Origin of the sequence: Streptosporangium sp. NPDC049644 (assembly GCF_040675205.1) — a bacterium.
Classification (GTDB): domain Bacteria; phylum Actinomycetota; class Actinomycetes; order Streptosporangiales; family Streptosporangiaceae; genus Streptosporangium; species Streptosporangium fukuiense.
On sequence record NZ_JBFAOJ010000009.1, the window covers coordinates 1 to 22,289 of the forward strand.

At 70.6% G+C, this 22,289-nt stretch carries 24 protein-coding genes; 6 read left to right on the forward strand and 18 right to left on the reverse strand.

The features are described 5' to 3' along the window. Positions 1-114 precede the first annotated feature (114 nt). A complete protein-coding gene (locus AB0J58_RS07255) occupies positions 115-2,034 on the reverse strand; it encodes a Xaa-Pro dipeptidyl-peptidase (RefSeq protein ID WP_364211482.1) in 1,920 nt (639 codons plus the stop codon). 204 nt (positions 2,035-2,238) lie between these two features. Beyond that, positions 2,239-2,718, reverse strand: coding sequence for a MarR family transcriptional regulator (locus AB0J58_RS07260; protein ID WP_364211485.1), 480 nt, complete (start codon positions 2,716-2,718; stop codon positions 2,239-2,241). Between the two features lie 270 nt (positions 2,719-2,988). On the opposite strand from AB0J58_RS07260, the gene AB0J58_RS07265 reads away from it, so the two are divergent. Then, positions 2,989-4,131, forward strand: a complete 1,143-nt coding sequence (locus AB0J58_RS07265; protein WP_343977494.1) for a P-loop NTPase — start codon at positions 2,989-2,991, stop codon at positions 4,129-4,131. Between the two features lie 74 nt (positions 4,132-4,205). Here AB0J58_RS07265 and AB0J58_RS07270 read toward each other — a convergent pair whose 3' ends face one another. From AB0J58_RS07270 to sigE, 5 genes are all read right to left on the reverse strand, one after another. Then, positions 4,206-4,562 (reverse strand): sec-independent translocase, encoded by a 357-nt coding sequence (locus AB0J58_RS07270; RefSeq protein ID WP_343977496.1) that lies wholly within the window; start codon positions 4,560-4,562, stop codon positions 4,206-4,208. 105 nt (positions 4,563-4,667) lie between these two features. Then, positions 4,668-6,287 (reverse strand): trypsin-like peptidase domain-containing protein, encoded by a 1,620-nt coding sequence (locus tag AB0J58_RS07275; RefSeq protein WP_364211488.1) that lies wholly within the window; start codon positions 6,285-6,287, stop codon positions 4,668-4,670. A 95-nt stretch (positions 6,288-6,382) separates the two neighbouring features. Then, complete coding sequence (locus AB0J58_RS07280) at positions 6,383-7,384, reverse strand: sigma-E factor regulatory protein RseB domain-containing protein (RefSeq protein WP_364211788.1); 1,002 nt, start codon at positions 7,382-7,384, stop codon at positions 6,383-6,385. A gap of 35 nt (positions 7,385-7,419) precedes the next feature. Beyond that, entirely contained in the window at positions 7,420-7,950 is a 531-nt protein-coding gene (locus tag AB0J58_RS07285; protein WP_343976310.1) for a zf-HC2 domain-containing protein, read from the reverse strand. 52 nt (positions 7,951-8,002) lie between these two features. Beyond that, on the reverse strand, positions 8,003-8,635 hold the full coding sequence (gene sigE / locus AB0J58_RS07290) for an RNA polymerase sigma factor SigE (protein WP_364151089.1): 633 nt from the start codon (positions 8,633-8,635) through the stop codon (positions 8,003-8,005). 171 nt (positions 8,636-8,806) lie between these two features. Between sigE and AB0J58_RS07295 the strand changes: the two genes are divergently transcribed. Further along, entirely contained in the window at positions 8,807-9,457 is a 651-nt protein-coding gene (locus AB0J58_RS07295) for an O-methyltransferase (RefSeq protein WP_364211491.1), read from the forward strand. 54 nt (positions 9,458-9,511) lie between these two features. On the opposite strand, the gene AB0J58_RS07300 is transcribed toward AB0J58_RS07295, so the two are convergent. Both AB0J58_RS07300 and AB0J58_RS07305 read right to left on the reverse strand, forming a co-directional pair. Then, positions 9,512-10,966, reverse strand: a complete 1,455-nt coding sequence (locus AB0J58_RS07300; protein WP_364211494.1) for a leucyl aminopeptidase — start codon at positions 10,964-10,966, stop codon at positions 9,512-9,514. A gap of 193 nt (positions 10,967-11,159) precedes the next feature. After that, entirely contained in the window at positions 11,160-11,327 is a 168-nt protein-coding gene (locus tag AB0J58_RS07305; RefSeq protein WP_084195322.1) for a DUF3117 domain-containing protein, read from the reverse strand. Between the two features lie 189 nt (positions 11,328-11,516). On the opposite strand from AB0J58_RS07305, the gene AB0J58_RS07310 reads away from it, so the two are divergent. Further along, a complete protein-coding gene (locus AB0J58_RS07310; RefSeq protein ID WP_364211497.1) occupies positions 11,517-12,299 on the forward strand; it encodes a PaaX family transcriptional regulator C-terminal domain-containing protein in 783 nt (260 codons plus the stop codon). Between the two features lie 33 nt (positions 12,300-12,332). Next, the gene (locus tag AB0J58_RS07315) at positions 12,333-13,115 is read left to right on the forward strand and encodes an enoyl-CoA hydratase-related protein (protein ID WP_364211500.1); all 783 of its coding nucleotides are present in this window, start codon (positions 12,333-12,335) and stop codon (positions 13,113-13,115) included. A 115-nt stretch (positions 13,116-13,230) separates the two neighbouring features. On the opposite strand, the gene AB0J58_RS07320 is transcribed toward AB0J58_RS07315, so the two are convergent. Both AB0J58_RS07320 and AB0J58_RS07325 read right to left on the reverse strand, forming a co-directional pair. Continuing rightward, positions 13,231-13,809 carry a DNA-3-methyladenine glycosylase I gene (locus tag AB0J58_RS07320; RefSeq protein WP_364211503.1) on the reverse strand — a complete coding sequence of 193 codons (579 nt, stop codon included), beginning with the start codon at positions 13,807-13,809 and terminating at the stop codon, positions 13,231-13,233. Beyond that, positions 13,806-14,561, reverse strand: coding sequence for a hypothetical protein (locus AB0J58_RS07325; RefSeq protein ID WP_364211506.1), 756 nt, complete (start codon positions 14,559-14,561; stop codon positions 13,806-13,808). Before AB0J58_RS07325 ends, AB0J58_RS07320 begins: the two co-directional genes overlap by 4 nt. A gap of 41 nt (positions 14,562-14,602) precedes the next feature. Between AB0J58_RS07325 and AB0J58_RS07330 the strand changes: the two genes are divergently transcribed. After that, on the forward strand, positions 14,603-15,025 hold the full coding sequence (locus AB0J58_RS07330) for a hypothetical protein (RefSeq protein WP_364211509.1): 423 nt from the start codon (positions 14,603-14,605) through the stop codon (positions 15,023-15,025). Here the strand turns inward: AB0J58_RS07330 and AB0J58_RS07335 are convergent. The 4 genes from AB0J58_RS07335 to AB0J58_RS07350 all read right to left on the reverse strand — a co-directional run bounded on the left by AB0J58_RS07335 (position 15,002) and on the right by AB0J58_RS07350 (position 18,731). Further along, positions 15,002-15,589, reverse strand: a complete 588-nt coding sequence (locus tag AB0J58_RS07335) for a TIGR00730 family Rossman fold protein (protein ID WP_343976278.1) — start codon at positions 15,587-15,589, stop codon at positions 15,002-15,004. The genes AB0J58_RS07330 and AB0J58_RS07335 overlap by 24 nt on opposite strands. 32 nt (positions 15,590-15,621) lie before the next feature. Then, complete coding sequence (locus AB0J58_RS07340) at positions 15,622-16,407, reverse strand: TIGR00730 family Rossman fold protein (RefSeq protein ID WP_364211512.1); 786 nt, start codon at positions 16,405-16,407, stop codon at positions 15,622-15,624. A gap of 280 nt (positions 16,408-16,687) precedes the next feature. Beyond that, positions 16,688-17,749 (reverse strand): succinyl-diaminopimelate desuccinylase, encoded by a 1,062-nt coding sequence (gene dapE / locus AB0J58_RS07345; protein ID WP_364211515.1) that lies wholly within the window; start codon positions 17,747-17,749, stop codon positions 16,688-16,690. A 121-nt stretch (positions 17,750-17,870) separates the two neighbouring features. Continuing rightward, on the reverse strand, positions 17,871-18,731 hold the full coding sequence (locus AB0J58_RS07350) for a 2,3,4,5-tetrahydropyridine-2,6-dicarboxylate N-succinyltransferase (RefSeq protein ID WP_364211518.1): 861 nt from the start codon (positions 18,729-18,731) through the stop codon (positions 17,871-17,873). A 69-nt stretch (positions 18,732-18,800) separates the two neighbouring features. On the opposite strand from AB0J58_RS07350, the gene AB0J58_RS07355 reads away from it, so the two are divergent. Further along, entirely contained in the window at positions 18,801-19,646 is an 846-nt protein-coding gene (locus AB0J58_RS07355; RefSeq protein ID WP_364211521.1) for a hypothetical protein, read from the forward strand. 145 nt (positions 19,647-19,791) lie between these two features. Here AB0J58_RS07355 and AB0J58_RS07360 read toward each other — a convergent pair whose 3' ends face one another. From AB0J58_RS07360 to fdxA, 3 genes are all read right to left on the reverse strand, one after another. After that, entirely contained in the window at positions 19,792-20,463 is a 672-nt protein-coding gene (locus AB0J58_RS07360) for a DUF4178 domain-containing protein (protein ID WP_364211523.1), read from the reverse strand. An 11-nt stretch (positions 20,464-20,474) separates the two neighbouring features. Next, positions 20,475-21,554: a succinyldiaminopimelate transaminase gene (gene dapC / locus AB0J58_RS07365; protein WP_364211526.1), complete on the reverse strand. Its 1,080-nt coding sequence runs from the start codon at positions 21,552-21,554 to the stop codon at positions 20,475-20,477. A 289-nt stretch (positions 21,555-21,843) separates the two neighbouring features. Beyond that, on the reverse strand, positions 21,844-22,170 hold the full coding sequence (fdxA, locus tag AB0J58_RS07370; RefSeq protein ID WP_030910647.1) for a ferredoxin: 327 nt from the start codon (positions 22,168-22,170) through the stop codon (positions 21,844-21,846). Positions 22,171-22,289: the final 119 nt, after the last annotated feature.

Below are 22,289 nucleotides of genomic sequence, written 5' to 3' on the forward strand. Positions count from 1 at the left end.
GATCGACCGCATCGTGTCCCTCGGCGACGCCGACACCGACGGGCTGCACGCGCGGCTCTACGCCCTGCTCGACCTCACCGACCCCGGCGCGCGGCCCGCGCGAACCTCCGCGGTCTAGAAGAACAGGTTCTCCGGCACCGGCAGGTCCAGTCGTGCCGGACCCTGCCACCTGGACGTGTCCTTCGGCACGTCGGCGCCGCCGAGGGTGCTGATCACCAGCGGGATCACGACCTTGCTCCCCGCCAGGTCGACGGTGACGTTCGCGCCGGTGGCCCGCTCGGCGCTGTAGGTCGAGTCGGTGCCGGCGATCACGAGGGCCAGCCTGTGCCCCTTCTTGAAGACGTACTCCTGCGGCAGCGTCTCCCAGCTGACCTTGCCGTACGTGCCCGGGGGCAGCGGCGAGGGCTCGCTGAGCGAGTCGCGGTTCTGCACGTCGATCCAGCCACGGGCGACGATCTCCAGCGGCCGGGTGGCCCGGTTGGTGACGACCTGCCGGTAACAGGCGTCGTCGGAGGCCGTGCTCTCGCCGTGGCAGCTCTCCTCGGCGACCGTGGTGACGCCCTGGCCCCGCCGCCAGTCGATCCGGGTGTCCTCGCCGAAGTCGACGAGGAGCGCGGTCAGGTTCGAGGTGGGCTTGTCGAGCGCGACGCGCAGGTCCACCACGGGCGTGCCGGACAGCCGCAGATCCAGCGGCAGCTCGCCGGTGGTGAAGGCCACCCGCCCCGGCTTGACGGTACCGACGTCGGCCACCATCGCGTCCTCGGACTGGCGGATGTCGGTGAACGTGGCGGTCTGCCCTCTTCTGGCCGGTACCAGGCCGAACGAGCCGTCGGCCGCGGGGCGGAAGGGAACCTTCAGGGAGAGCGGGGCGGGCCAGTCGCGCTGGGTGATCCAGCGGTCGAGGCTGGTCTGCACGTCGGCGCGGGGCTCTCGCATGACGCCGTTCTGCACGCCGAGCAGCCAGTGGTCGAACCAGCGGTGCAGCGTGTCGACCCAGAGGTCACGACGGCCCTCGAAGTCGAAGGGGTCGACGTGCTGGTACTGCCCGACCCAGATCTTGCGGGGCACGTTCCGGTCGGCCAGCGCCTGCCACCACTTGGAGAAGTTGTCGGGCCTGACGTTGAGGTCGTTGACCGTGTGCACGGCGAAGACGCTGGCACGCACCTTGGAGACATCGGCCATCGAGCCCGCGATGTAGTCGCGCTCGGCCCAGAAGCCGTTGTAGTCGCCGGTGTCGTCGCCGTCCTCGGCGTCCAGCCGCGCCCGCACCGCGGCGCACTTGGCCTCGGGGTCGGTGTCGACGTAGTTCCCCAGCCACGACATGTAGTCGTAGTTGTAGACCACCCCGTTGGAGCGCTGGTACCTGTACCAGGAGCTGATCGCCGAGATCGGCACGATGGTCTCCAGCCCCCGCACGCCGGTCGCCGCCACGGCGTTGGCCAGCGTGCCGTCGTACGACTTGCCGATCATCGCGGCCTTGCCGGTGGTCCAGTCCGCGACCGCGGGCGTGCCGTCGGGACGGTAGGCGGTGGCGCGGCCGTTCAGCCAGTCGATCACGGCCTTGCCGCCCAGCACGTCGGCCTGCCCGCCGACGTCGGGACAGCCGTCGGACCTGGTGGTGCCGATCATGTCGACATTCAGGACGGCGTAACCGCGCGGCACGAAGTAGTTGTCGTAGAACAGCGGGAATTTCACTACGTTCCCGGCGGCGTCATAGACCTTCCGCTCGGCCTCGTTGCCCCGGCCGGAGTTGTCGTAGTACGGACTCTCATCGATGATCACCGGTACCTTGAGCCCGGGGCCCGATTCCTTCGGTCTGATGATGTCGACACGGACCCGGTCCGGCCTCCCATCGGAGTCGCTGTCGACACTCGACTCGACGTAGACGTGCTCGCGGACGGCGTCGGCGTAGGAGAAGACCGGTTGGGTCCGCCCCCGCTCGACGGTGAGGGATGGCCGGGTGGCCGCGTGGGCCGGAGTGACGCCCGTCGCGAGAACCGCGAGGACGATGAGGGCTGCCCGTAACTTCGGCAAGCGGAGCCTCCAGAACAACTAGGGAAACATCCGCAATATCAATCTTTGTCCGTATAGTCCGCAAGATCCTTTATGTGTTCGACATCACCCTGGGGCTGGTATGTGACATGGCGCTCGACAGCCCTGTACGGCCACCGGTCAGGGCGGCCCGGCGCAGGCCGGGCAGGCGGGAGCAGGGGTGCGGCGGCTACCCGCCGCGGGACCTCAGCAGGGTTCGGTGCCGGAGGCGGGCAGGAGCTTGTTCAGCATGACCGCGCACCGGCGCAGCTCGTCGGCGTCGAGCATGTCCAGGAACTGGGCGCGGACACCGCGCAGATAGGTGGGGCCGGCCTCGGCCAGGAGCGCGGCGCCCGCGTCGGTGAGCACCGCGAACAGGCCGCGCGCGTCACTGGTGCACGCCTCGCGCTCGACCAGGCCGTCACGCTGGAGGCGGTCGATGAGCCGGGTCAGGCCGCTGCGCGAGAGCAGCACCCGGTCCGCCAGGTCGTTCATCCTCAGCCGCCGCTCGGGCGCCTCGAAGAGCTGCAGGAGGACCTCGTAGGAGGCCAGGGACAGATCGTGCTCGACCAGCAGGTCGGCTTCCAGCACTCGGGCGATGCGGACCTGTGCTCGCTGGAGCATGCGCCAGAGCATCAGCTCCTCCGAGCTGAAGCTCTCCGTGGACTCGCCCGCCGTGAGGGTCACCCAGTAACCTTAGAACGTTGCACGCGCATCTACACAGCGAATTGTCCGAATCCGGCGACCAGAACCGGAGCCGGAATTCCTGTCGACGTTCCGTGGTTCATACCATTGGACTCACGACGCCGACCGTTCCCTGACGGGATCGGGCCTCTCGCCAAGCCATACGAGCGCCGCGACGGGCAACTCCTGCCCTTGAGACGCCTCATCGATAACAGACAAGGAGGGACGGCATCCTCCGTCGCCCCCGGGTGACGCCGTGTTGCCGACACTTCGATGGCACCTACCCCGGAACTGGTGATGGCCGCTCTCGCGACCGTCAACGACCCTGAGATCCGTCGGCCGATCACCGAGCTGGAAATGGTCAAGAGCGTCGACATCTCCCCCCAGGGGGCGGTACGTGTCGCGATCTTCCTCACCGTGTCCGGCTGCCCCATGAAGGACACCATCACCCGAGACGTCACCGCCGCGGTCTCCAAGATCGACGGAGTGACCGGCGTCTCCGTCGAGATGGACGTCATGAGCCCCGAGCAGCGCAAGGCGCTGCAGAGCAAGCTGCGCGGCAACAAGGGCCCCGAGAAGGAGATCCCCTTCGCCCAGCCCGGCTCGCTGACCCGGGTCTTCGCCGTCGCCTCCGGCAAGGGCGGTGTCGGCAAGTCGTCGGTCACCGTCAACCTGGCCGCCGCGATGGCCGCGAGCGGCCTCAAGGTCGGCGTCGTCGACGCCGACATCTACGGCCACAGCATCCCTCGCATGCTGGGCACCTCCGAGCGCCCCACCAAGGTCGAGGACATGATCATGCCGCCGGTGGCGCATGACATCAAGGTCATCTCGGTCGGCATGTTCAAGCCGGAGGGCAACACCCCCGTGGTGTGGCGCGGTCCCATGCTCGACCGGGCCCTGCACCAGTTCCTCGCCGACGTCTACTGGGGCGACCTGGACGTGCTGCTGATGGACCTGCCCCCGGGCACCGGTGACATCGCGATCTCCGTGGCACAGCGGATGCCCTCCGCGGAGCTCCTGGTGGTGACCACCCCGCAGCAGGCCGCCGCCGAGGTCGCCGAGCGGGCCGGATCGATCGCCGTCCAGACCCACCAGCAGATCGCCGGTGTCATCGAGAACATGTCGTGGCTGCCCTGCCCGCACTGCGACGAGCGGGTCTCGGTCTTCGGCGAGGGCGGCGGCCAGACCGTGGCCGACGCGCTCACCCGCACCCTCGGCGCCCGCGTGCCGCTCCTCGGCCAGGTGCCGATCGACATGCGCCTGCGCGAGGGCGGCGACGAGGGCAAGCCGCTCGTGCTGACCGACCCGGACGCCCCGGCCGCGGCCGAGCTGATCCGCATCGCCGGCTCCCTCAGCAAGAAGTCGACCAGCCTCAAGGGCCTCCAGCTCGGCATCTCGCCCACCCGGCGCGGCTGAACGGCACCCGCTCCGACACGACGACGGCGGCGTCCTCCTGTGGGGGGCGCCGCCGTCGTCCGTCCGGGAGGGACTCAGGTCGCCTCGGAGTCGTACGGAGGGATCTCGCCGTAACCCAGCTCGCCGCCCGCCGGGTAGGAGGACGCGGGTTCGGCGGTGGCGGTGGCCGGGGTGGAGTTCCAGTCGTCCTCAAGATCAGCGGTGAGGTGCTTGCGGACGAAGTTCTTCGGATTCAGGTCGGACGGGTCGAAGTCGGCGAACTCCGGTCCCAGCCCGGTCCGCAGGTCGTCTCTGGCGTTGTTGGCCATCCTGCGCAGGTTGCGCAACGTCTTGCCCGCCTGGGCGGCGGCCTGGGGCAGTTTCTCCGGGCCGAACACGAGGAGGGCGATGACCACCAGCGCCACGATCTCAGGCCAGCCGAGTCCGAACACGGTGATCTCCTACCGAGAAGAGGCCATGGGCACCTCTCCGGCTACATACCGGAGAGGTTCCAGACTAATACCGCCGAGCGTGAGCACGCGCCCCTGCCGGGCGGCTCAGGACGGCTCGGGTGCGGGCTGGTCCGGCGCGGTGCCGACGGTCACGGTCGCGGTGTTCTCCTGGCCGCCGCGCTGGTACTTGACCGAGAGCTTCTCACCGGGAGCCCTGTTGCGGACCAGCGCGATCAGCTCGTTGCCGTCCTGCAGCACGATGCCGTCGACCTCCAGGATGACGTCGCCCGGCTTGAGGCCCGCCTGGGCGGCGGGGCCGTTCGGCTCGATCGGCTGGCTCCCCTGCTTGGCCTCGGTCGCGATGCGCACCCCGACGCCCTGGTAGGTCGGGTCGATGGCGACACCGATCCGCGACTTCTTGGCCTTGCCCGTGGTGATCAGCTCCTGGGCGACGCGGCGGGCGTGGTTCACCGGGATGGCGAAACCGAGGCCGATGCTGCCGCTCTGGCCGCCGACCGACCTGCCGAGAGTGGCGATCGCCGAGTTGACGCCGATCACCTCGCCGTTGCCGTTGACCAGCGGTCCCCCGGAGTTGCCCGGGTTGATGGCCGCGTCGGTCTGGACCGCGCTGAGCCAGGTGGTCTCGGAGTTGTTCTCCTCACCCGCCTGAACGGGGCGGTTGAGCGAGCTGACGATGCCGGAGGTGACGGTGCCGGTCAGGCCCAGCGGGGAGCCGATGGCGATGACCGGGTCGCCCACGACCACGTTGTCGGAGTTGCCGAGGGTGATCTCCGGGGCGCCGAAGGTCTCCGCCGGCTTGACCACTGCCAGGTCGGACTCGGGGTCGCGGCCGACGACGACGGCGGAGGTGGACTTGCGGTTGTTGAACTGGATCTGGATCCGACCGCTCGGATCGGCGCCGGCGACCACGTGGTTGTTGGTCACCACGTAGCCGCCCTTGATCAGGAAGCCGGAACCGGTGTTGGAACTCGTCCCGCCCTCGACCGCCAGCGAGACCACGCTGGGCAGCACCTTCGAGGCCACGCCCGCCACCGAGTCCGGGGGCCGGGCGTTGGAACCGGTCGGCGCGTTCCCCAGGCTGTAGGAGGGGTCGCGGCCCGAGCCGGTCGGCTTGGTGAGGAGGTAGGTGCCGACGCTGCCGAGCAGCGAGGCGAGCAACGCGATCACCACGGCGAGGACGACCAGCGTGGCCGTGCGCGGCCCGCGGACCACCGCGGGCGCCAGGCCGCCGAAGCTCCCCGGCAGCCCCGGGCCGCCGGGAGGCGGCGCCCAGCCGGGCCCCAGGCCGAACGCCTGGCTGGGCGGCGGTGGCGGCGGAGCCGGGTGGGCGGCGAAGACCGCCGTGTCGTACCTGGGCCGGCCGGAGGGGTCGCCCCAGCTCTCCACGTAGCCCTGTCCCTGGACGCCCTCGCCCGCCGGCGGCTCCCCGTCGTCGTGACGGAACAGCTCGGGTTGCCCCTGCCGGTCACCCCACCGGCCACGGCCTGGCGGAGCGCCCAACTGGCTCCAGCCGTCGTCGTCCGACCGCTCGGCCTGGGACGGCGCCCCCTCTCCGGCGGGCAGGAACTCGGGGCGCGAGAACTCGGGGCCGGAGGAGTCTGCGTGGCGGGACTCCGGAGCGCCGTGACCGCCGTCGGTGAAGTCCGACGGCGTACGCCCCGCAGCATCCTGCGCCCCGTGGCCGGTACGGGCCTCGTCGGTCATCGAATACTCACTACTCCTTGCCTCGCAGATGCCCACTCACCGGGTCAACCCGGCAATCTTCCCCCGAGTGGCATACGAGATGTGTAAAACACGCGTCAACCGAAGGGATTGACCCACGAGAGCAGGCGACTCGCACCTCGGCCGAGCCTCGTCCAGAGATCCGGAACATGCTCGTGCGGTAGGGCCGCGACAGCCGTGTCGACCATGTCGGCCGACGCGTCCGCGAAGACTGTATAGACATGCCCCCCACTCGCCCAGATCATCTCCTGCCCAACCGGGCCTCGAATCCAGATCGTATGCCCGCTGCGCCGTTCCGCATGCCAACCCTGGAGATGATCCTCATCAAGCACTCCGGGCTGCACAAAAACCGACACAACTGATAACCCATCTGAATACCCCAAATATAAGTATCCAGCGGGGGCGCTTCGCGCGGCGAACAACTCCAGGCGGCCCGGCAGGGCACGGGGAATGCGCCAGCCCGCGGCCAGCAGGCGGGGCATCTCCACGAGGTCGAGGCCCCCGACGGCCAGCGGCGGCGCCGTGGGCACCGCCCCCTTGGCCACCGGGTCGAGGGCCAGGTCGACGAAGGCCCCGACGTTGACGACCCGGCCCCTCGCGTCCATGAGTTCGCGGCGCAGCACCGGCCCGGCGGCCTTGTCGATCCAGTAGCGGGCGGCGACCGTGCCGTCCCCGCGCAGCACGTTCACCAGACGGGCTGGGCGCCCGCAGGCGTGCCCCTCCCCGGCGGCCACCACCCGGTAGTTCCGGGCCAGCACCTCGAGCATCGTCTCCGACGGGCTGGACATGCCCCCGGCGGGGGTGCCTGGATCGGCGCTCCGCACGGAACCCGAGGGCTCGGCATGCACCGTCATCCCCTTTCCGGGGACGTTGCGCACCTCCAGCACCGCGGAGGTGGAGCCGGAGGCCCCCCAGACCGTGACGTACTGGGTGCCTGAGTATCCGCGGGCCCGGCCCGCGACCGCCGCCTCACGGAGCAGGTGCAGGCCGGTGTCCTCGTTCTCCGCCTCGTCCGGCGGTATGGCGTGCGAGGTCCTGACCGCGTGTGCCGTACCGCCCGTCACCAGCCCCAGCAACATGACAGCCACCAGGATGATCGTGGCGGGCAGCCGGATCACGGAGTGGGTGAGAAGGTGGGCGTCGCCGATCCGCCGTAGGGTGCCGTGTTCCTGTGCTGGTTGGCGAACATGTCGACCGGCGGCACGACACGCGGATTGGGGTCGGCCCCGCCTACCACGAACAGTGTGCCGATCGCCACGGCCGCCGAGGCGACGCCCACCGCGACGTAACCCGCTCTCCGGGTGCGGCGAGGTCCTTGGGCCCGGCTCCTGGGACGGTTGTCCGGGGGAGCGACGCTGTACATGCTCGGAATGGGTGCTCCGCCGAAGGTGCGCGAGGCCGGAAAGGGGCGCTCACGCGGGGGCAACGGGCCGCCGGGCTCCGCCATCCGCAGCAGGGACATCGTCAGGTCGGTCGGCATCGCGGGCCCGTCGAGGGACCGCAACCGGCTCTTCAGCGCTCGCACGGCGTCGACCTCGGCCCGGCAGTCGGCGCAGAAGGCCAGATGCGACAGGGCCCGGTCGCGCTCGTGGTGATTCAGCTCACCGTCCACCAGTGCGGAAACGCGCTCTCCTAGATGACTCATGCGCACTCCTTGCCAAGTGGCTCGTCGTGACATTCGTCATGACTGTGATTTCTCATGCGAATTCCTCCCCGTGAGTAACGCTCGGGGGGAATAGATCGTTCCGCGGCGCGCGATGCTCAAGCGCCTCACGCAACTGCGCCCGCCCACGGTGGATCCGGCTCCGAACCGTGCCGAGCTTCACACCCAGCGTCGCCGCGATCTCCTCGTAGGACAGCCCCTCGATGTCACACAGAACGACGGCCGCGCGGAACTCGGGCGCGAGCGCGTCGAGTGCCGCCTGGATGTCGGGCTCCAGATGGGTGTCGTCGTACACCTGTGCGGGAGAAGGCTCGCGCCCGCGCAGCCGCTCGGCGGCGTCGTCGGCGAGCCCCTCGAACCTGATGCGCTGCTTGCGCCGCGCCATGTCGAGGAACAGGTTGGTGGTGATGCGGTGCAGCCAGCCCTCGAAAGTGCCTGGCGTGTAGTTCGACAAGGACCTGAAGACCCGGACGAAGACCTCCTGGGTGAGATCTTCCGCATCGTGCACGTTGCCGGTCAGCCGATAGGCCAGCCGATACACTCGCGCCGAGTGCGCCCGGACCACCTCCTCCCAGGTAGGAGGCGTCCAATCAGACACTGGAGCTTCTGCCTGGTGGTCAGGCTCGTCCACCAGCACTCCTCTCTCCGGGACCACCGCTATCGCCATAGTGCCTGGTTTCGTCCCTTCGTGCGCACTGACTACCTTCAGGACCGGCAAAGGCCGCTTAAACCGTGCAACGCACCGGGGACGACATGAGTTCCCGATCGGGCCTGCCTCCCTTAGGCTGCGACCCAGCGCCTATATGACTGTGTACGGAGAAAGCGGGAGGAGAGGCCGATGGCAGAGACGCCGACAAGTCCGTTGGAGGCCACTCTGGCCTATGCCGACGAGTTCCACAGGGAGGACGACATCCTGCTGGCCGCGCGCATGCGCGGAGCCGAGGTGGGAGCGCCCCCGATCCGGCCCGGCGGCGGCGCTGCTCTCTGCTTCCTCGCCACCGCCATCAACGCCCGTGCCGTCGTGGAGATCGGCACCGGCTGCGGGGTGTCAGGCCTGTGGCTGCTTCGCGGCATGCGCCAGGACGGCACGCTCACCAGCGTGGACGTGGAACCGGAGCACCAGCGGCTGGCCAGGCAGAGCTTCGCCCAGGCCGGATTCTCCGGGGGCCGGACCCGCCTGATCACCGGCCGTGCCCTCGACGTGCTCCCCCGGCTGTCCGACGGCGGCTACGACCTGGTCTTCTGCGACGGCGCCATGCACGAGTACGCCGACTACCTGGCCGAGTCCGTCCGGCTGCTCCGGATCGGCGGCATCGTCGTCTTCGACAACGCCCTCTGGGGCAACCGGGTGGCCGACCCCGTGCAGCGGGACCCCGACACGGTCTCCATCAGGGAGCTCGGCAAGCTGGTCCGCTCCGACGAGCGGCTCCGCCCGCTGATGATGCCTCTCGGAGACGGCATCCTGGCGGCCGTCAAGCTCTCCGACTGACGGCGGCCACCCGACCGGGGGCGGGACGACGACACCGTCCCGCCCGCCGCGCGATCACCGCTCCTGGAGCCCCGCCAGCCATTCGAGCAGCAGGCGCACGCCGTATCCGGTGGCTCCCTTGCTGAAGAGCCCCTCGTCCGCGCCGCTACGGCCGACGCCGGCGATGTCCAGGTGCGCCCAGGGCCGCCCGCCGGTGAACTCGCGCAGGAACAGCGCCGCGGTGACGGAACCCGCGCCGTAGGTCGATCCGGCCTCGATGTTGGTCAGGTCGGCCACCGACGAGTCGAGCGCGGGAAGGTAGTCCTCGATCAGCGGCATCCGCCAGAGCCGCTCCCCACTGGCCTCCCCCGCCTCGACCAGCGCGCCGGCCAGCGCGTCCTCGGAGGTGAAGACCGCGCCGAGATTCTTGCCCAGGGCCACACTGATCGCCCCGGTCAGCGTGGCGACGTCGACCATGACGTCCGGGTCCAGCTCCGCGTCGGCGTAGGCCAGCGCGTCGGCCAGCACCAGGCGGCCCTCGGCGTCGGTGTTGAGCACCTCCACGGTCCGGCCGCCGTACTGTGTGATCACGTCCGAGGGGCGCTGGGCCGAACCGGAGAAGGAGTTCTCGGCGGCGGCGACCAGGCCGGTGACCCGGATCGGCACGCCGAGCGAGGCCAGCGCGCCCAGGACCGCGATGACCACCGCTCCGCCGGCCATGTCGGTCTTCATGAACACCATGCCGGCGGTCGGCTTGAGCGACAGGCCGCCGGTGTCGTACGTGATGCCCTTGCCGACCAGGACCACGTGGCGCGTCGCGCCCTCGGGCCGGTAGGAGAGCTGGATCAGCCGGGGCGGGTTCACCGACCCCTTCCCGACGGCGAGGATGCCGCCGAACCCGCCGGCGCGCAGCTCCCGCTCGTCCCACACCCGCACGGCGACGCCCTGCTCGGCGGCGCGCTCGGCGAGCCAGGCCGGTGACTTCACCGAGGACGGGGTGTTGGCCAGGTCCCTGGCGAGCGCGACGGCTCCGGCGATCACCTCCGCGCCGGCGACCTCCGCCTCGACCTCGTCTCCGACGAATTCGAGTGTCGTCACGGGGGACTTCGCCTCGCCGACCCTGAAGGTGTACGTGGCCAGCAGCGCGCCCTCCGCGAAGGCCGCCACCGGCCCGCCGGGCAGCACGATCCTGATGGCGTCCTTGCCCTTACCGCGCCGCGCCACCGCCGCACCGGCCTTGCGCAGGGCCGTCGCCGACCCGTCCCCGACTCCGTAGAGGAGCACCCGGCCCACGGCGTCGCCGTTCGCGACGGGAACCTCGACGATCTCACCCGCCTCGCCCTTGGCCTGGTAGTGGGCGAGCAACGCGGCCACGGGCACCGGCAGCTCGATCTCGGGCGCGAGATCCTCGGCGAAGGGCACGGCGAGCAACTCGGCGTCGCCGAAGGACTCGGTCTCGGCGTCCTCCGCGACGAACGGCCCCTGGGCATAGGGCACGCGGGGTAGGAGCAGACAGGGGGAGATGGGCATGGATGACTCCAGTCGTCAGGCCCGGCAGGAGAGAGAAGCCGGGGAGAACACCGCGGCCCTGGCGCGAGCCGCCGCAAGGCGGTCCGACGGCCAGGGCCGTGTTCGTCGTCGGTCGCGCGGGCCATCGCAGGTGTCATGCTCCCCGAGCAAGCTCAAATAGGGCCCGGCTCCGCCGCTTTGTCTTAGATCGGTATCAACCGACGATCTTCTTCAGTTCCTCACCAAGAGCACTTGCCTCGTCCGCGGAGAGCTCAACGACGAGACGGCCGCCCCCCTCCAGAGGAACCCGCATGACGATCCCCCTGCCTTCCTTGACGACCTCCAGCGGACCATCACCGGTCCTCGGCTTCATAGCCGCCATGCGTGTATCCCTTCCTGCTTCGGGCTCCGGATCTCCGACTGACCCGAGGGTGGCCGACGCATTCACGTCTTCTGTGATGTCCTATTATCCCGCCTCCGCACGGAGAATGGGAACGATCAGTCTCAGCGTCGGCTCATCCGGCGATCAAGACCGTTGTCCGAGACCCCCCGGACGGCCAAACTTGTCCTCGTGAACGCCCGCGCCGCGCTCTTCGATCTGTACGGGGACCACCTCGGATCCCGAGGCGGCCATGCGTCCGTGGCCGCCCTCGTCCGCCTGCTCGCTCCACTGGACATCGCCGCTCCGGCCGTGCGCACCGCCATCTCGCGGATGGTACGGCAAGGCTGGCTGGCGCCCGCCCGGTTGCCCGGAGGCCCCGGCTACGAGGTCACCCCCAAATGCGTGCACCGCCTCGACGAAGCCGCGCTGAGAATTTACCGAGTTGGGACGATCACCTGGGACGGCCGATGGCACATCCTGGTGCTGGAGCCCGTGCGCGAGCGGTCCAGAAGGGAGCGCCTCCGGGCCGAGCTCTCCTTCATCGGGTACGCGCCCCTGTCCGAGACCACCTGGATCGGGCTCCGGCCCTCCTCCGAGCTGGAGACGATCCTCAGCCGCGAGGGCGTCGGCGCCGAACGGTTCGACGCGGTGCTCGACGGCGACCCCGCGGCACTGGCCGCCAGGACATGGGACCTGGACGGCATCGGCGCCGCCTACCGGAGATGGCTGACCCAGGCGACGGACCTGATCGGCGAACTGCCCGGCGACGCGAGCGACGCCCGGGTGTTCGCCGTCCGCAGCAGGCTGCTGCACGGCTGGCGCAACTTCCTGTTCCACGACCCCGGGCTCCCGGCCGAGCTCCTGCCGGAAGGCTGGCCGGGGGAGCAGGCCAGAATCTACTTCGAACACGAGGCCGGACGGCTGCTCCCAGCCGCCGCCGCCTTCGTCGACCGTCACCTCGGCGAGCCGTAGCACGCGGAGCCCAGAAGCCCGAAGGAGCCCTTGTTGAACGACGTTCTCTACTCCGTCGACGACGCCGTCGCCACCATCGTCATCAACCGGCCGGAGGCGATGAACTCGCTGACCTCCCGGGCGAAGACCGCCCTGCTTGAGGCGGTGACCGCGGCGTCGCAGGAGCGTGCCGTGCGGGCGGTGCTGCTGACCGGGACGGGGCGGGCGTTCTGTGCCGGCCAGGACCTGGGCGAGCACGCCGCGAACCTGGAGGCCGGCCGGGGCCTGGACGGCACGGTACGTACGCAGTACAACCCGATCGTCCGCACGATCACCGAGATGGACAAACCGGTCGTCGCGGCGGTGAACGGCGTCGCCGCGGGCGCGGGCGCCGCGCTGGCCTTCGCCTGCGACCTGCGGATCGCCTCGGAGAAGGCCAGGTTCGCGATGGCCTTCTCCGGCATCGCCCTGGCCCCGGACTCGGGCGCCTCCTGGACCCTGCAGCGCCTGGTCGGCGCGGGCCGCGCGGCGGAGCTGCTACTGCTCGGCGAGCCCGTCGGCTCGGCCCGCGCGCTCGAACTCGGGATCGTCTCCCAGGTCGTCCCCGCCGACGAACTGGACACCGCCGCCCACGCACTGGCCGTACGACTGGCACAGGGGCCCACGAGCGCCTACACGGCCACCAAGCGCGCCCTGCGGTTCGCCTCGACCAGTTCGCTGGCCGAGGCCCTGGACCTGGAGGCCGACCTCCAGGACGCCTGCGCCGGGACCGACGACCACCTGAACGCGACCCGCGCCTTCCTCGCCAAGGAGCGTCCGGTCTTCCAGGGCCGCTGACGGCCTGCCGGCGGCTTCCGCCGGGAACCCGGCCCGGCCGCCGCGTACCCGCTCCCTGTCGCGCGGGCGGCGGGGCGTCCGCGCACGGCTTCCCCTCGCCCGCGGGGGAAGGCCGTCAGGCCCGGTGTGTCCAGCAGTCGGCCAGGTGGTCGTTGACGAGGCCGATGGCCTGCATCAGCGCGTAGGCGGTGGTCGGGCCGACGAAACGGAAGCCGTGTGACTTGAGCTCCTTGGCCAGCGCCTTGGAGCCGGGGGTCTGGGCGGGCAGGTCCGCCGGGGTCTTCGGGACCGGCGAGCCGGGGTCCGCGTGACTCCAGACGAGGTCGGACAGGCCGATGCCGAGCGCGGCCCTCGCGTTGGCGATCGTCGCCTCGATCTTGGCCCGGTTCCTGACGATGCCCGCGTCGGCGAGCAGGCGTTCGACGTCCTGTTCGCCGAAGGCGGCCACGGCCGGGATGGAGAACCCCTCGAAGGCGGCACGGAAGTTCTCCCGCTTGCGCAGGATGGTGATCCAGGACAGGCCGGACTGGAACGCCTCCAGCGTGATCCGCTCGAACACCCGGTCGTCGCCGGTGACCGGGCGGCCCCACTCCTCGTCGTGGTAGGCGATGTAGTCGGGGGCCGCGCTCACCCACCCGCAGCGCACGAGCTCCACGGGTGCCGCGGGCACCACGGGTCGCGAGGTCTCGGTCAACGGGACTCCTCCTTCTTGTCCGTCCCCGGCCGCTCACCGAGGTGGACGCCGACGGCGTCGGAGGACGGCTCCGGCGAAACCCCGGAAGGGGACGGGGAGTCCGGCACCCGGGACGGCTCGGACGGCGAGGAGACCCGCGACATGCCGGGCGGCTCCTCCGCCACGGAACTCCCATCCGCCTCGGAGGGCCCGTCGGCCTCCTGCGACCCGTGCCCGACCCGTGACCCGCCGGAATCCCCCTCGTCGTGCACGAGGTCCGGCACGAGGTCCGGCACGGGCTCGGCCGCGCCGGGAAGCCGGGGCGGCACCTCGCGCCCGGTGAGCGAAACGGCGGACGAGCCGTCGGCATGCTCCTTGTCCGCCGCCGGCCTGCCGTGGCCGGAGAGCTCGTACGGCGCCTCAAGCTCGCGCAGGGTGGCGGGCAGGCCGCCTTTGAGCTCGTGGCGGGCCTGGAGCCGGCCGGCGAGCAGCTCGGCCACCCGCTGCTCCAGCACGGCGATCCTGGTGTCACGCTCGCTCAGGGCTCCGGCGACCCGGTTCAGCGCCTCGTCCACGCTCTGGGTGTGATAGCCGACGAGGCTCACCGGGAGCTGGAGCGCCATGAAGTCGACGGCACCGAGCTGGCCGCCCTTGGGCAGGTCCAGCGGAGGCACGTCGGGGGCGAACTCGCTCAGCTCACCCCCTCGGCCCATGGCGACCACCGTGACACTGGCGACGACGGCTACGGCAGCGAGGGCTAATACGACCAGCACATACGAATCGTGCCACAACTCCGCTGACCTAGGATCGGGTCGTGACTCCTCCGCTCCCTGAAGAGAGCAGCCTTCCGCCCGCCTCCGCCGAGGCGGGCGACGACCGGGCCCCGGCCTCTCCGAGCGGGCGGACCGGGACGGTCCCCCTCGTGCTCGGCCCCGGCGATCCTGGCGAACCCGGCTGGGTCGAGGCCCACTCGATCGGGGAGGTCGAGGAGCTCGTCCGCGCCGGGCACACCGTGGTCGTCACCCCCGCCAGGCTGGCCGCCGGCGGGCAGGCCTGGCAGGCCGGAGACGAGAGGGACGCCGAGGCCGCGGAACTCACCGCGGCCTCGATCTGCGCCTGGGCGGGTGCCCGCGTGTTCCGTACGGATCGCCGGGAACAGGTGCGACTCGCGGTCGAGATGACCGACTCCCTCGCCGGGCGGCGTCCACCCGCGCTAACCCGCCGTGGCCTCGCCTAGTTCCTCGGCACTCGGTTCCAGGTGCCTGGTCGACTTCTCCAGCAGCCGGAACGCCTCGTCGACCGTGGCGGTCCAGGAGATGGCGTCGAAGACGTTCGGCCGGGTGAAGCCCGCCTCCTGCATGCCCTCGACCAGGTCCCGCAGCGGCCGGTAGATGCCCCACGGGTCGAGGACCACCAGGGGCTTGTCGTGCAGGCCCAGCGTGCGGGACGTCCAGATCTCGAACAGCTCCTCCAGCGTTCCGATGCCGCCCGGCAACACCAGGAAGGCGTCGGAGCGGGCGTCCATGACCCCCTTGCGCTCGCGCATGTCGCCGGTGATCACCAGCTCGTCGGCGTGCTCGTCCGCGAGCTCGATGTCCACCAGCGACTGGGGGATCACGCCCACGGTGCGGGCGCCGCCCGCACGGGCCGCTCGGGCGATCGCGCCCATGCAGGAGACCCTGGCCCCGCCGCTCACCAGGTCGTGCCCGCGCCTGGCGAGCTCCGCGCCGACCTCCTCGGCCAGCTCCTGGTACTTCTTGTCGATTCTCTGACTAGACGCGAGGAATACACATATGAACACGCCCCGACCTTATTCGGCTTCGCCGGCCGGGGTCATGGGCTTCTCCGCTCGTCCCTGGCCCGCCCGCTCCTGGTCCGGTCGGCCCTGGTGCGGTCGGCCTCCACGATGATCCGGACCGCCTCGTCCACGTCGTCGGTGACGTGGATGAGATCCGCGTCCCGGGCGGAGATCTTGCCGGTCCGCGCGAGGGTGTTCCTGATCCAGCCGATCAGGTCGCCCCAGAACTCGGTGCCCATCAGCACCACGGGGAAGGAGGTGACCTTCCCCGTCTGGACCAGGGTGAGCGCCTCGAACAGCTCGTCCAGGGTGCCGAACCCGCCGGGCAGCGTGATGAAGCCGCAGGAGTACTTCACGAACATGGTCTTGCGCACGAAGAAGTAGCGGAACTCGATGCCGAGGTCGACGTACTCGTTCATGCTCTGCTCGAAGGGCAGCTCGATGCCCAGGCCGACCGAGACACCGCCGGACTCCGCCGCCCCCTTGTTGGCGGCCTCCATGCAGCCGGGGCCGCCACCGGTGATCACGGCGTAGCCCGCCTCGGAGAGCCTCTTGCCCAGCTCGATCCCCATCTCGTACTCGGGGCTGCCCGCGGGGGTACGCGCGGATCCGAACACGGTCACCGCCTGGGGCAGCTCGGCGAGCTGGCCGAAGCCCTCCACGAACTCGGCCTGGATGCGCATCACCCGCCAGGGGTCCATGTGCAGCCAGTCGGCCGGCCCTCTCCTGTCGAGAAGCCGCTGATCGTAGGTGGAGTCGGAGACGAGGTCACCGCGGACCACCGCGGCTCCCTGGCGGCGTTCAGGACGTGTTTTCCTCATGCGGGACACCGTAGTGCCGCCCCGGAAAAATCTTGAAAAATCTCCATGAAAACATGGAACCGAATTTTGACGAGGGCGCGTCTAACTGCCGAGGGTGCTGCTCGGGACTGAAAGTGGCTTTCCCCGCCAAATGGCCGGCGAGGAAAGCCACTTTCATTTGCGCCGCACGTCGCTCCGGCCCCTCACGGGATAACCGCCCACGTCAGAGTGGAGTGGATCACACCCGCCGGATGCCCTACCCCACCGTGAACGGCACGCCCGGCCGGGTGGGCCCGGCCTTTCACGACAGCCAGCCGAGCATTCCGCGCTCGCAGTCGGCGATCTTCTTCAGTGAGACGAACTCCCCCTGCTGGTGCGCCATATTCGGGTCTCCTGGGCCGTAGTTGACGGCGGGCACCCCGAGACCGGCGAAGAGCGAGACGTCGGTCCAGCCGAGCTTGGCCCTCGGCGTTCCGCCCACGGCGTCGACGAAGGCCGCCGCCACCGGATGGGTCAGGCCGGGCCGCGCGGCGGCCGCGCCGTCGGTGAAGCGGACCTCGTACCCCTCGAACACCTCGCTCACGTGGGCCCGCGCCTCCTCCAGCGACAGGTCGGGGGCGAAACGGTAGTTCACCGTCACCACGCACTCGTCCGGGATCACGTTGCCCGCGACGCCACCGCCGATGCCCACCGCGTTCAGGCCCTCGTGGTACTCCAGCCCGTCGACGACGGGCAGCCTCGCCTCGTAGGCGTTCAGGATCGCGAGCACCGGCTGGGCGGCGTGGATCGCGTTGACCCCGAACCAGGACCTGGCGCTGTGCGCCCGCTTGCCCCGGGTGACGACCTGGGCCCTGAGCGTGCCCTGGCAGCCGCCCTCGATCGCGCCGTCGGTGGGTTCCATGAGCACCGCGAAGTCCCCCGCGAGCCAGTCGGGGTGCCTGCGGCTGAGCCTGAGCAGGCCGTTGCGCTCAGCCTCGATCTCCTCGCAGTCGTAGAAGACGTAGGTCACGTCCCTGCTGGGTTCCGGGAGGGCCGCGGCCAGCTTCAGGGCGACCGCGACGCCGGACTTCATGTCCGAGGTGCCGCAGCCGTAGAGCAGGTCGCCCTCGACCCGGCTGGGCAGGTTGCCGGCGACGGGGACGGTGTCCAGGTGCCCGGCGATCACCACCCGCTCACCGCGGCCCAGCCGGGTACGGGCCACGACCGACTCGCCGTCGCGCTCGACCGTCAGGTGCGGGAGAAGCCGGAGGGCCTCCTCCACGGCGTCGGCCAGTGCCTTCTCGTCACCGCTGACCGACTCGACGTCCACGATCCGGGCGGTGAGCTCCCCGACATCCTGGGTGAGATCCAGACGCGTACTCATGCCCGCGACCCTAGTGCCCGCGCGGGAACCGGACGAGCCCGCCCCCGCCACCCCGTCCGTGTCCGTACGGCATCCGGTCGAGTCCGGCGTGGGGCCGGGCGCCCCCTGCCGAGCAGGCCGGCTATCCGTGTCCGTGCAGCATCCGGTCGAGTTCGACCTCGCCGGGCCTGCGTCCCTCCTCCAGGCGCTCGAGCACCAGCACGCAGCGCAGGCCGAAGGTGCCACCGGGAAACTCGCGCCGCCGGGTCCCCCCTGCCACCACACACCAGTCCGGGACGCGGCCACGGCCGAGTTCCTCCCCCGTCCGCACGTCGATCACAGGGGTCGAGCCCGACAGGATCGTCCCGGCGCCGACCACGGCGCCCCGGCCCACCCGGGCCCCCTCGGTGATCACCGCACGGCGGCCGATCAGCGCGCCGTCCTCGACGACCGCGGGTGCGGCCCTGGGCGGCTCTCCCCCGGCGCCGGAGCCCTCCTCGCCGTCCTGGCCGCCCGCCGCTCCGACGCCGGCCCCGCCGGCCAGGTGGACGTTCTTGCCGATCTGGGCGCACGAACCGACCGAGACCCAGGTGTCCACGGTGCTGCCCTCGTCCAGGTGGGCGCCGATGTCGACGAACGAGGGCATCAGCACCACGCCTCGCGCCAGGTAGGCGCCCCAGCGGGCGATCGCCCCCGGCACGACGCGTACCCCGTCGACGGAGGTCTTCAGCGGAAGGCGATCATGGTGATGGAAGTCACCCACCTGGGACCTGGCCATGCCGAGCACTCGGAAGGCGAGCTTGACGGCCCGCCGGGCGCGCTCGTCCACGACCACCTCGCCGCTGGGGGAGACCTCCGCCACCCGGGCCTTTCCGCCGTCGAGCATGTCCACCGCGCTCACCACGACGGCGCGGGCCTCGGTGTCCGCGGGGCTCAGCTCGGCCCGGCGCCGCCACAGCTCGTCGACGGCCGCGGGCAACGGGCTGGCATCGCTCTGGATCATGGCCCGGAGCCTAGTGTTCACAGCGTTATCACAGGCTGAGCAATCGCGGGGACCGGTAGGTTCTTGACCGTGCGAGGGCGCTTCTCAAAAGGGGTTATCGCGATCATCGCGATCGTGGTCGTGCTCGTGGTGGCCATCACCGCGGGTCTGTTCACCCTGCTCAAACGGGCGAAACCGTTCGTCGACCTCGGCGAGGGGTGCAGGATCACGACTCCGGAGGGCTCGCTGGACCTGGACATCGCGCAGGCCCAGGTGGCGGCGTCCATCGCGGCCGTGGCGGCCCGCAGGAAGCTGCCCGAGCGGGCCGCCGTGATCGCCTACGCCACCGCCATCCAGGAGTCGAAGCTGGAGAACCTGAGGGGCGGCGACCGCGACTCGGTCGGCGTGTTCCAGCAGCGCCCCTCCCAGGGGTGGGGAAAACCCAGCCAGCTCATCGATCCCGTCTACGCCTCGGAGAAGTTCTTCGCCGCGCTGGTGAAGGTGAAGGGATACCGGAAGCTGCCGCTCCACGAGGCGGCCCAGGCGGTGCAGCGCTCGGCCGACGGGTCGGCGTACGCCCAGCACGAGGAGGACGGGAGGATCCTCGCCGCGGCGTTCACCGGACGCGTTCCCAGGGCCGTGCACTGCTGGTTCCCCGTTCCCTCGGGTCCCTCGGGCAAGAGCCCGAGCCCCGACACGGGTGCGGCGAAGCGCGAGCTCACCAGGGCGCTCGGGGCCGCGTTCGAGGCTCCGTCGCGCAGGCGCGGCTGGCTGGTGGCCGGCTGGTCGATCGCCCACGCCAAGGAGTTCGGGCTGACCAGGATCCGCTACGACGGCCAGTCATGGGTCTCCGCGAACGGCCACGACGGCTGGCAGACCGACCCCAAGGTGCCCGCGGGGAAGGTCGAGATATCCCAGTCAACGACCCCCTCCTGAGGGAGGGGGCTTGAGGCGCGGTAACGCGCTTGCCGAACCCCGCGTTGACCGGCCCTGGCCGTCGGCGTTGTGATGGCCACGTTGAAGACCCACCGGCGGGTGCTTCCTCGGCCCGCCGCTCTGGAGGTCGAGCCCGCCCCGGGGCTCAGCCCCTCTTCTCGATCCTGATCGTGCCGGGGGCCAGGGGCTGGGCGTGCGAGGCTCTCCAGCGCCTGCCCTGCAGGCGTTCGAAGCTGAGCAGGCGGCCGTCGGCCGCCCGGTAGTCGGCGAAGTCGAGCAGGCCCCGCTCGGGCATCGAGGTGACGCCCTCACCGCGGAAGGCCGCGGTGCCGCGGTCGATGGGCAGGAAGTCGACCCCCTCGACGCTCAGGGTGGTCTTGGCGGGGATCATGCCCTCGGTGGGCACCTGCGTCCACAGCAGCACCTCCAGGTGCGGCGGCTCGCCGGTCGCCAGGCCGTCGTGCATCTGGATCGAGAGCCACTGGTAGCGGCGGGTGCCGTCGTCGAGAAGGTACTCGGTCCACTGGGTGCCCTGCCACGACAGGTACAGGGCGCCGAGAACACGGCTGCGCACCCCCTGGCATTCGATCGTGTCGCCGACCTTGATCGTACGGGGGTCGGGATAGTCGATGCCGACATGGCCCATGGCCGGTTGGGGCGGCTGCGCGGCCCCAACCGAGGAGGAGAGGGGGGTCTCGCCGGGAGGCTCGGGATCGTCGGCCCCCCTGTCCTGACGCGTCGTCGCGAAGAACGCGCCGAGCAACAGGACAAGGGTGACCACACTCAGACCGAGTATCACGGCGACCTCGGGGGTCATGCCGCGCGATCCTACTGGAGGCGGCGCACAGCCGCACTGATGCGTTCGTCACCGGCCGTCACGGCGACCCTGATGTGCCTCTCGCCCGCGGTCCCGTAGAAGTCGCCCGGAGCGACCAGGATCCCGTCGTCGGCCAGCGCGCGAACCTGCTCCCAGCAGCCCGTCCCGTTGGACGCCCACAGGTACAGACCCGCCGTGGAGTGCTCGATCTTCCAACCGGCCGCCTCCAGGGCGGGCCGGAGCGCCGCGCGGCGGGCGGCGTAGCGGGCCCGTTGCTCCTCGGCGTGCTCGTCGTCGTCCAGGGCGACGGCCATCGCCGCCTGGACCGGCGCGGGCATCATCATGCCGGCGTGCTTGCGTATCTCCAGCAGCCGCTTGATCAGCGCGGGGTCGCCGGCGACGAACCCGGCGCGGTAGCCGGCCAGGTTGGAGCGCTTGGACAGCGAGTGCACCGCCAGCAGTCCCTCGTGCGAGCCGCCGCAGACGTCCGGGTGCAGGATCGAGACCGGCTGCTCCTCCCAGCCCAGCTCGATGTAGCACTCGTCGGAGGCCACGACCGCGCCGTGCTCGCGCGCCCAGGAGACGACCTTGCGCAGGTGCTCGGCGGGCAGGACCTTACCCGTCGGATTGGACGGGGAGTTGACCCAGACCAGCGGCACCCGCTCGGGCCCGAGCGCGAGCAGCCCGTCGGCGGCGTACGGCTCGGCGCCCGCGAGGCGGGCTCCCACGTCGTAGGTGGGGTAGGCCAGCTCGGGGAAGATCACTCGTTGTCCCGGCCCGATACCGAGCAGTGTCGGCAGCCAGGCCACCAGCTCCTTGGAACCGATCAGCGGCAGCACGTTCGCCTGGTCGAGGACCACTCCGTGCCTGCGCCGCAGCCATCCGGCCGCGGCCGAGCGGAGGCGCTCGGAACCGTAGGTCTGCGGGTATCCGGGGCTGTCCGAGGCGTCCGCGAGCGCCTGGCGCACGATGGCGGGCACCGGATCGACCGGGGTGCCCACCGAAAGGTCGACGATCCCGTCGGGGTGCGACGCCGCCAGTTCCTTCAGCGGCGTGAGCCGGTCCCACGGAAAGTCCGGCAGGCCGATCATCGGAGCCTCGCGGACACGTTCGGGTCCTCTGACCGGTTGGAAGTGGCGCTCACTTGATTCAGCCGTCGTCTCTCGCTCTGTCGGATCTGCCGGTCTCACGCACCGGAGGAGCGATCTCGCACCCCTCCGGCACCGGACCCCGTCCTTTGGATCTTGCACCCACCGCGGCCGGTCAGACGGCACCTCGCCGTGTCGTCGTCGGTCGCCGCGGCACGCCGCGGCGACCTCCTTCGCTCCGCGAGGCGGCGGCCGGCCGATCCTCGCCACGGCAGGATCCGCCGGACAGGACCTAGTGGCTCTCGGCCTGCGGGGGCAGAGCCTCGACGACCGGGTGGTCCTTCTCGATCTTGCCGACCTTGGAGGCGCCGCCGGGCGACCCCAGGTCCTCGAAGAAGTCCACGTTCGCCTTGTAGAATTCCTTCCACTGCTCGGGAAGGTCGTCCTCGTAGAAGATGGCCTCCACCGGACAGACGGGTTCGCACGCGCCGCAGTCGACGCATTCGTCGGGGTGGATGTAGAGCATCCGTCCCCCCTCGTAGATGCAATCGACAGGGCACTCCTCGATGCACGCCTTGTCCAGGACGTCCACGCAAGGCTGCGCGATGACGTAGGTCACCTCGGGCTCCTTCTTCTTTACGCACCTAGGCACGACTTCGACCGCGGGTTGCTTAGCCCTAGTATTGCCGGGCCCGCCACGTGTCTGAAACGGGAGGGGGCAAAAGTCGATGGCCCTTG

Excerpts from the sequence above, each read along its gene's own strand:
- AB0J58_RS07265 (WP_343977494.1), top strand. The coding sequence starts at position 2,989 with ATGGCACCTACCCCGGAACTGGTGATGGCCGCTCTCGCGACCGTCAAC.
- AB0J58_RS07275 (WP_364211488.1), bottom strand. The coding sequence starts at position 6,287 with ATGACCGACGAGGCCCGTACCGGCCACGGGGCGCAGGATGCTGCGGGG.
- AB0J58_RS07280 (WP_364211788.1), bottom strand. The coding sequence starts at position 7,384 with ATGTTGCTGGGGCTGGTGACGGGCGGTACGGCACACGCGGTCAGGACC.
- AB0J58_RS07285 (WP_343976310.1), bottom strand. The coding sequence starts at position 7,950 with ATGAGTCATCTAGGAGAGCGCGTTTCCGCACTGGTGGACGGTGAGCTG.
- sigE (WP_364151089.1), bottom strand. The coding sequence starts at position 8,635 with ATGGCGATAGCGGTGGTCCCGGAGAGAGGAGTGCTGGTGGACGAGCCT.
- AB0J58_RS07295 (WP_364211491.1), top strand. The coding sequence starts at position 8,807 with ATGGCAGAGACGCCGACAAGTCCGTTGGAGGCCACTCTGGCCTATGCC.
- AB0J58_RS07300 (WP_364211494.1), bottom strand. The coding sequence starts at position 10,966 with ATGCCCATCTCCCCCTGTCTGCTCCTACCCCGCGTGCCCTATGCCCAG.
- AB0J58_RS07305 (WP_084195322.1), bottom strand. The coding sequence starts at position 11,327 with ATGGCGGCTATGAAGCCGAGGACCGGTGATGGTCCGCTGGAGGTCGTC.
- AB0J58_RS07340 (WP_364211512.1), bottom strand. The coding sequence starts at position 16,407 with ATGAGGAAAACACGTCCTGAACGCCGCCAGGGAGCCGCGGTGGTCCGC.
- dapE (WP_364211515.1), bottom strand. The coding sequence starts at position 17,749 with ATGAGTACGCGTCTGGATCTCACCCAGGATGTCGGGGAGCTCACCGCC.
- AB0J58_RS07350 (WP_364211518.1), bottom strand. The coding sequence starts at position 18,731 with ATGATCCAGAGCGATGCCAGCCCGTTGCCCGCGGCCGTCGACGAGCTG.
- AB0J58_RS07360 (WP_364211523.1), bottom strand. The coding sequence starts at position 20,463 with ATGACCCCCGAGGTCGCCGTGATACTCGGTCTGAGTGTGGTCACCCTT.
- dapC (WP_364211526.1), bottom strand. The coding sequence starts at position 21,554 with ATGATCGGCCTGCCGGACTTTCCGTGGGACCGGCTCACGCCGCTGAAG.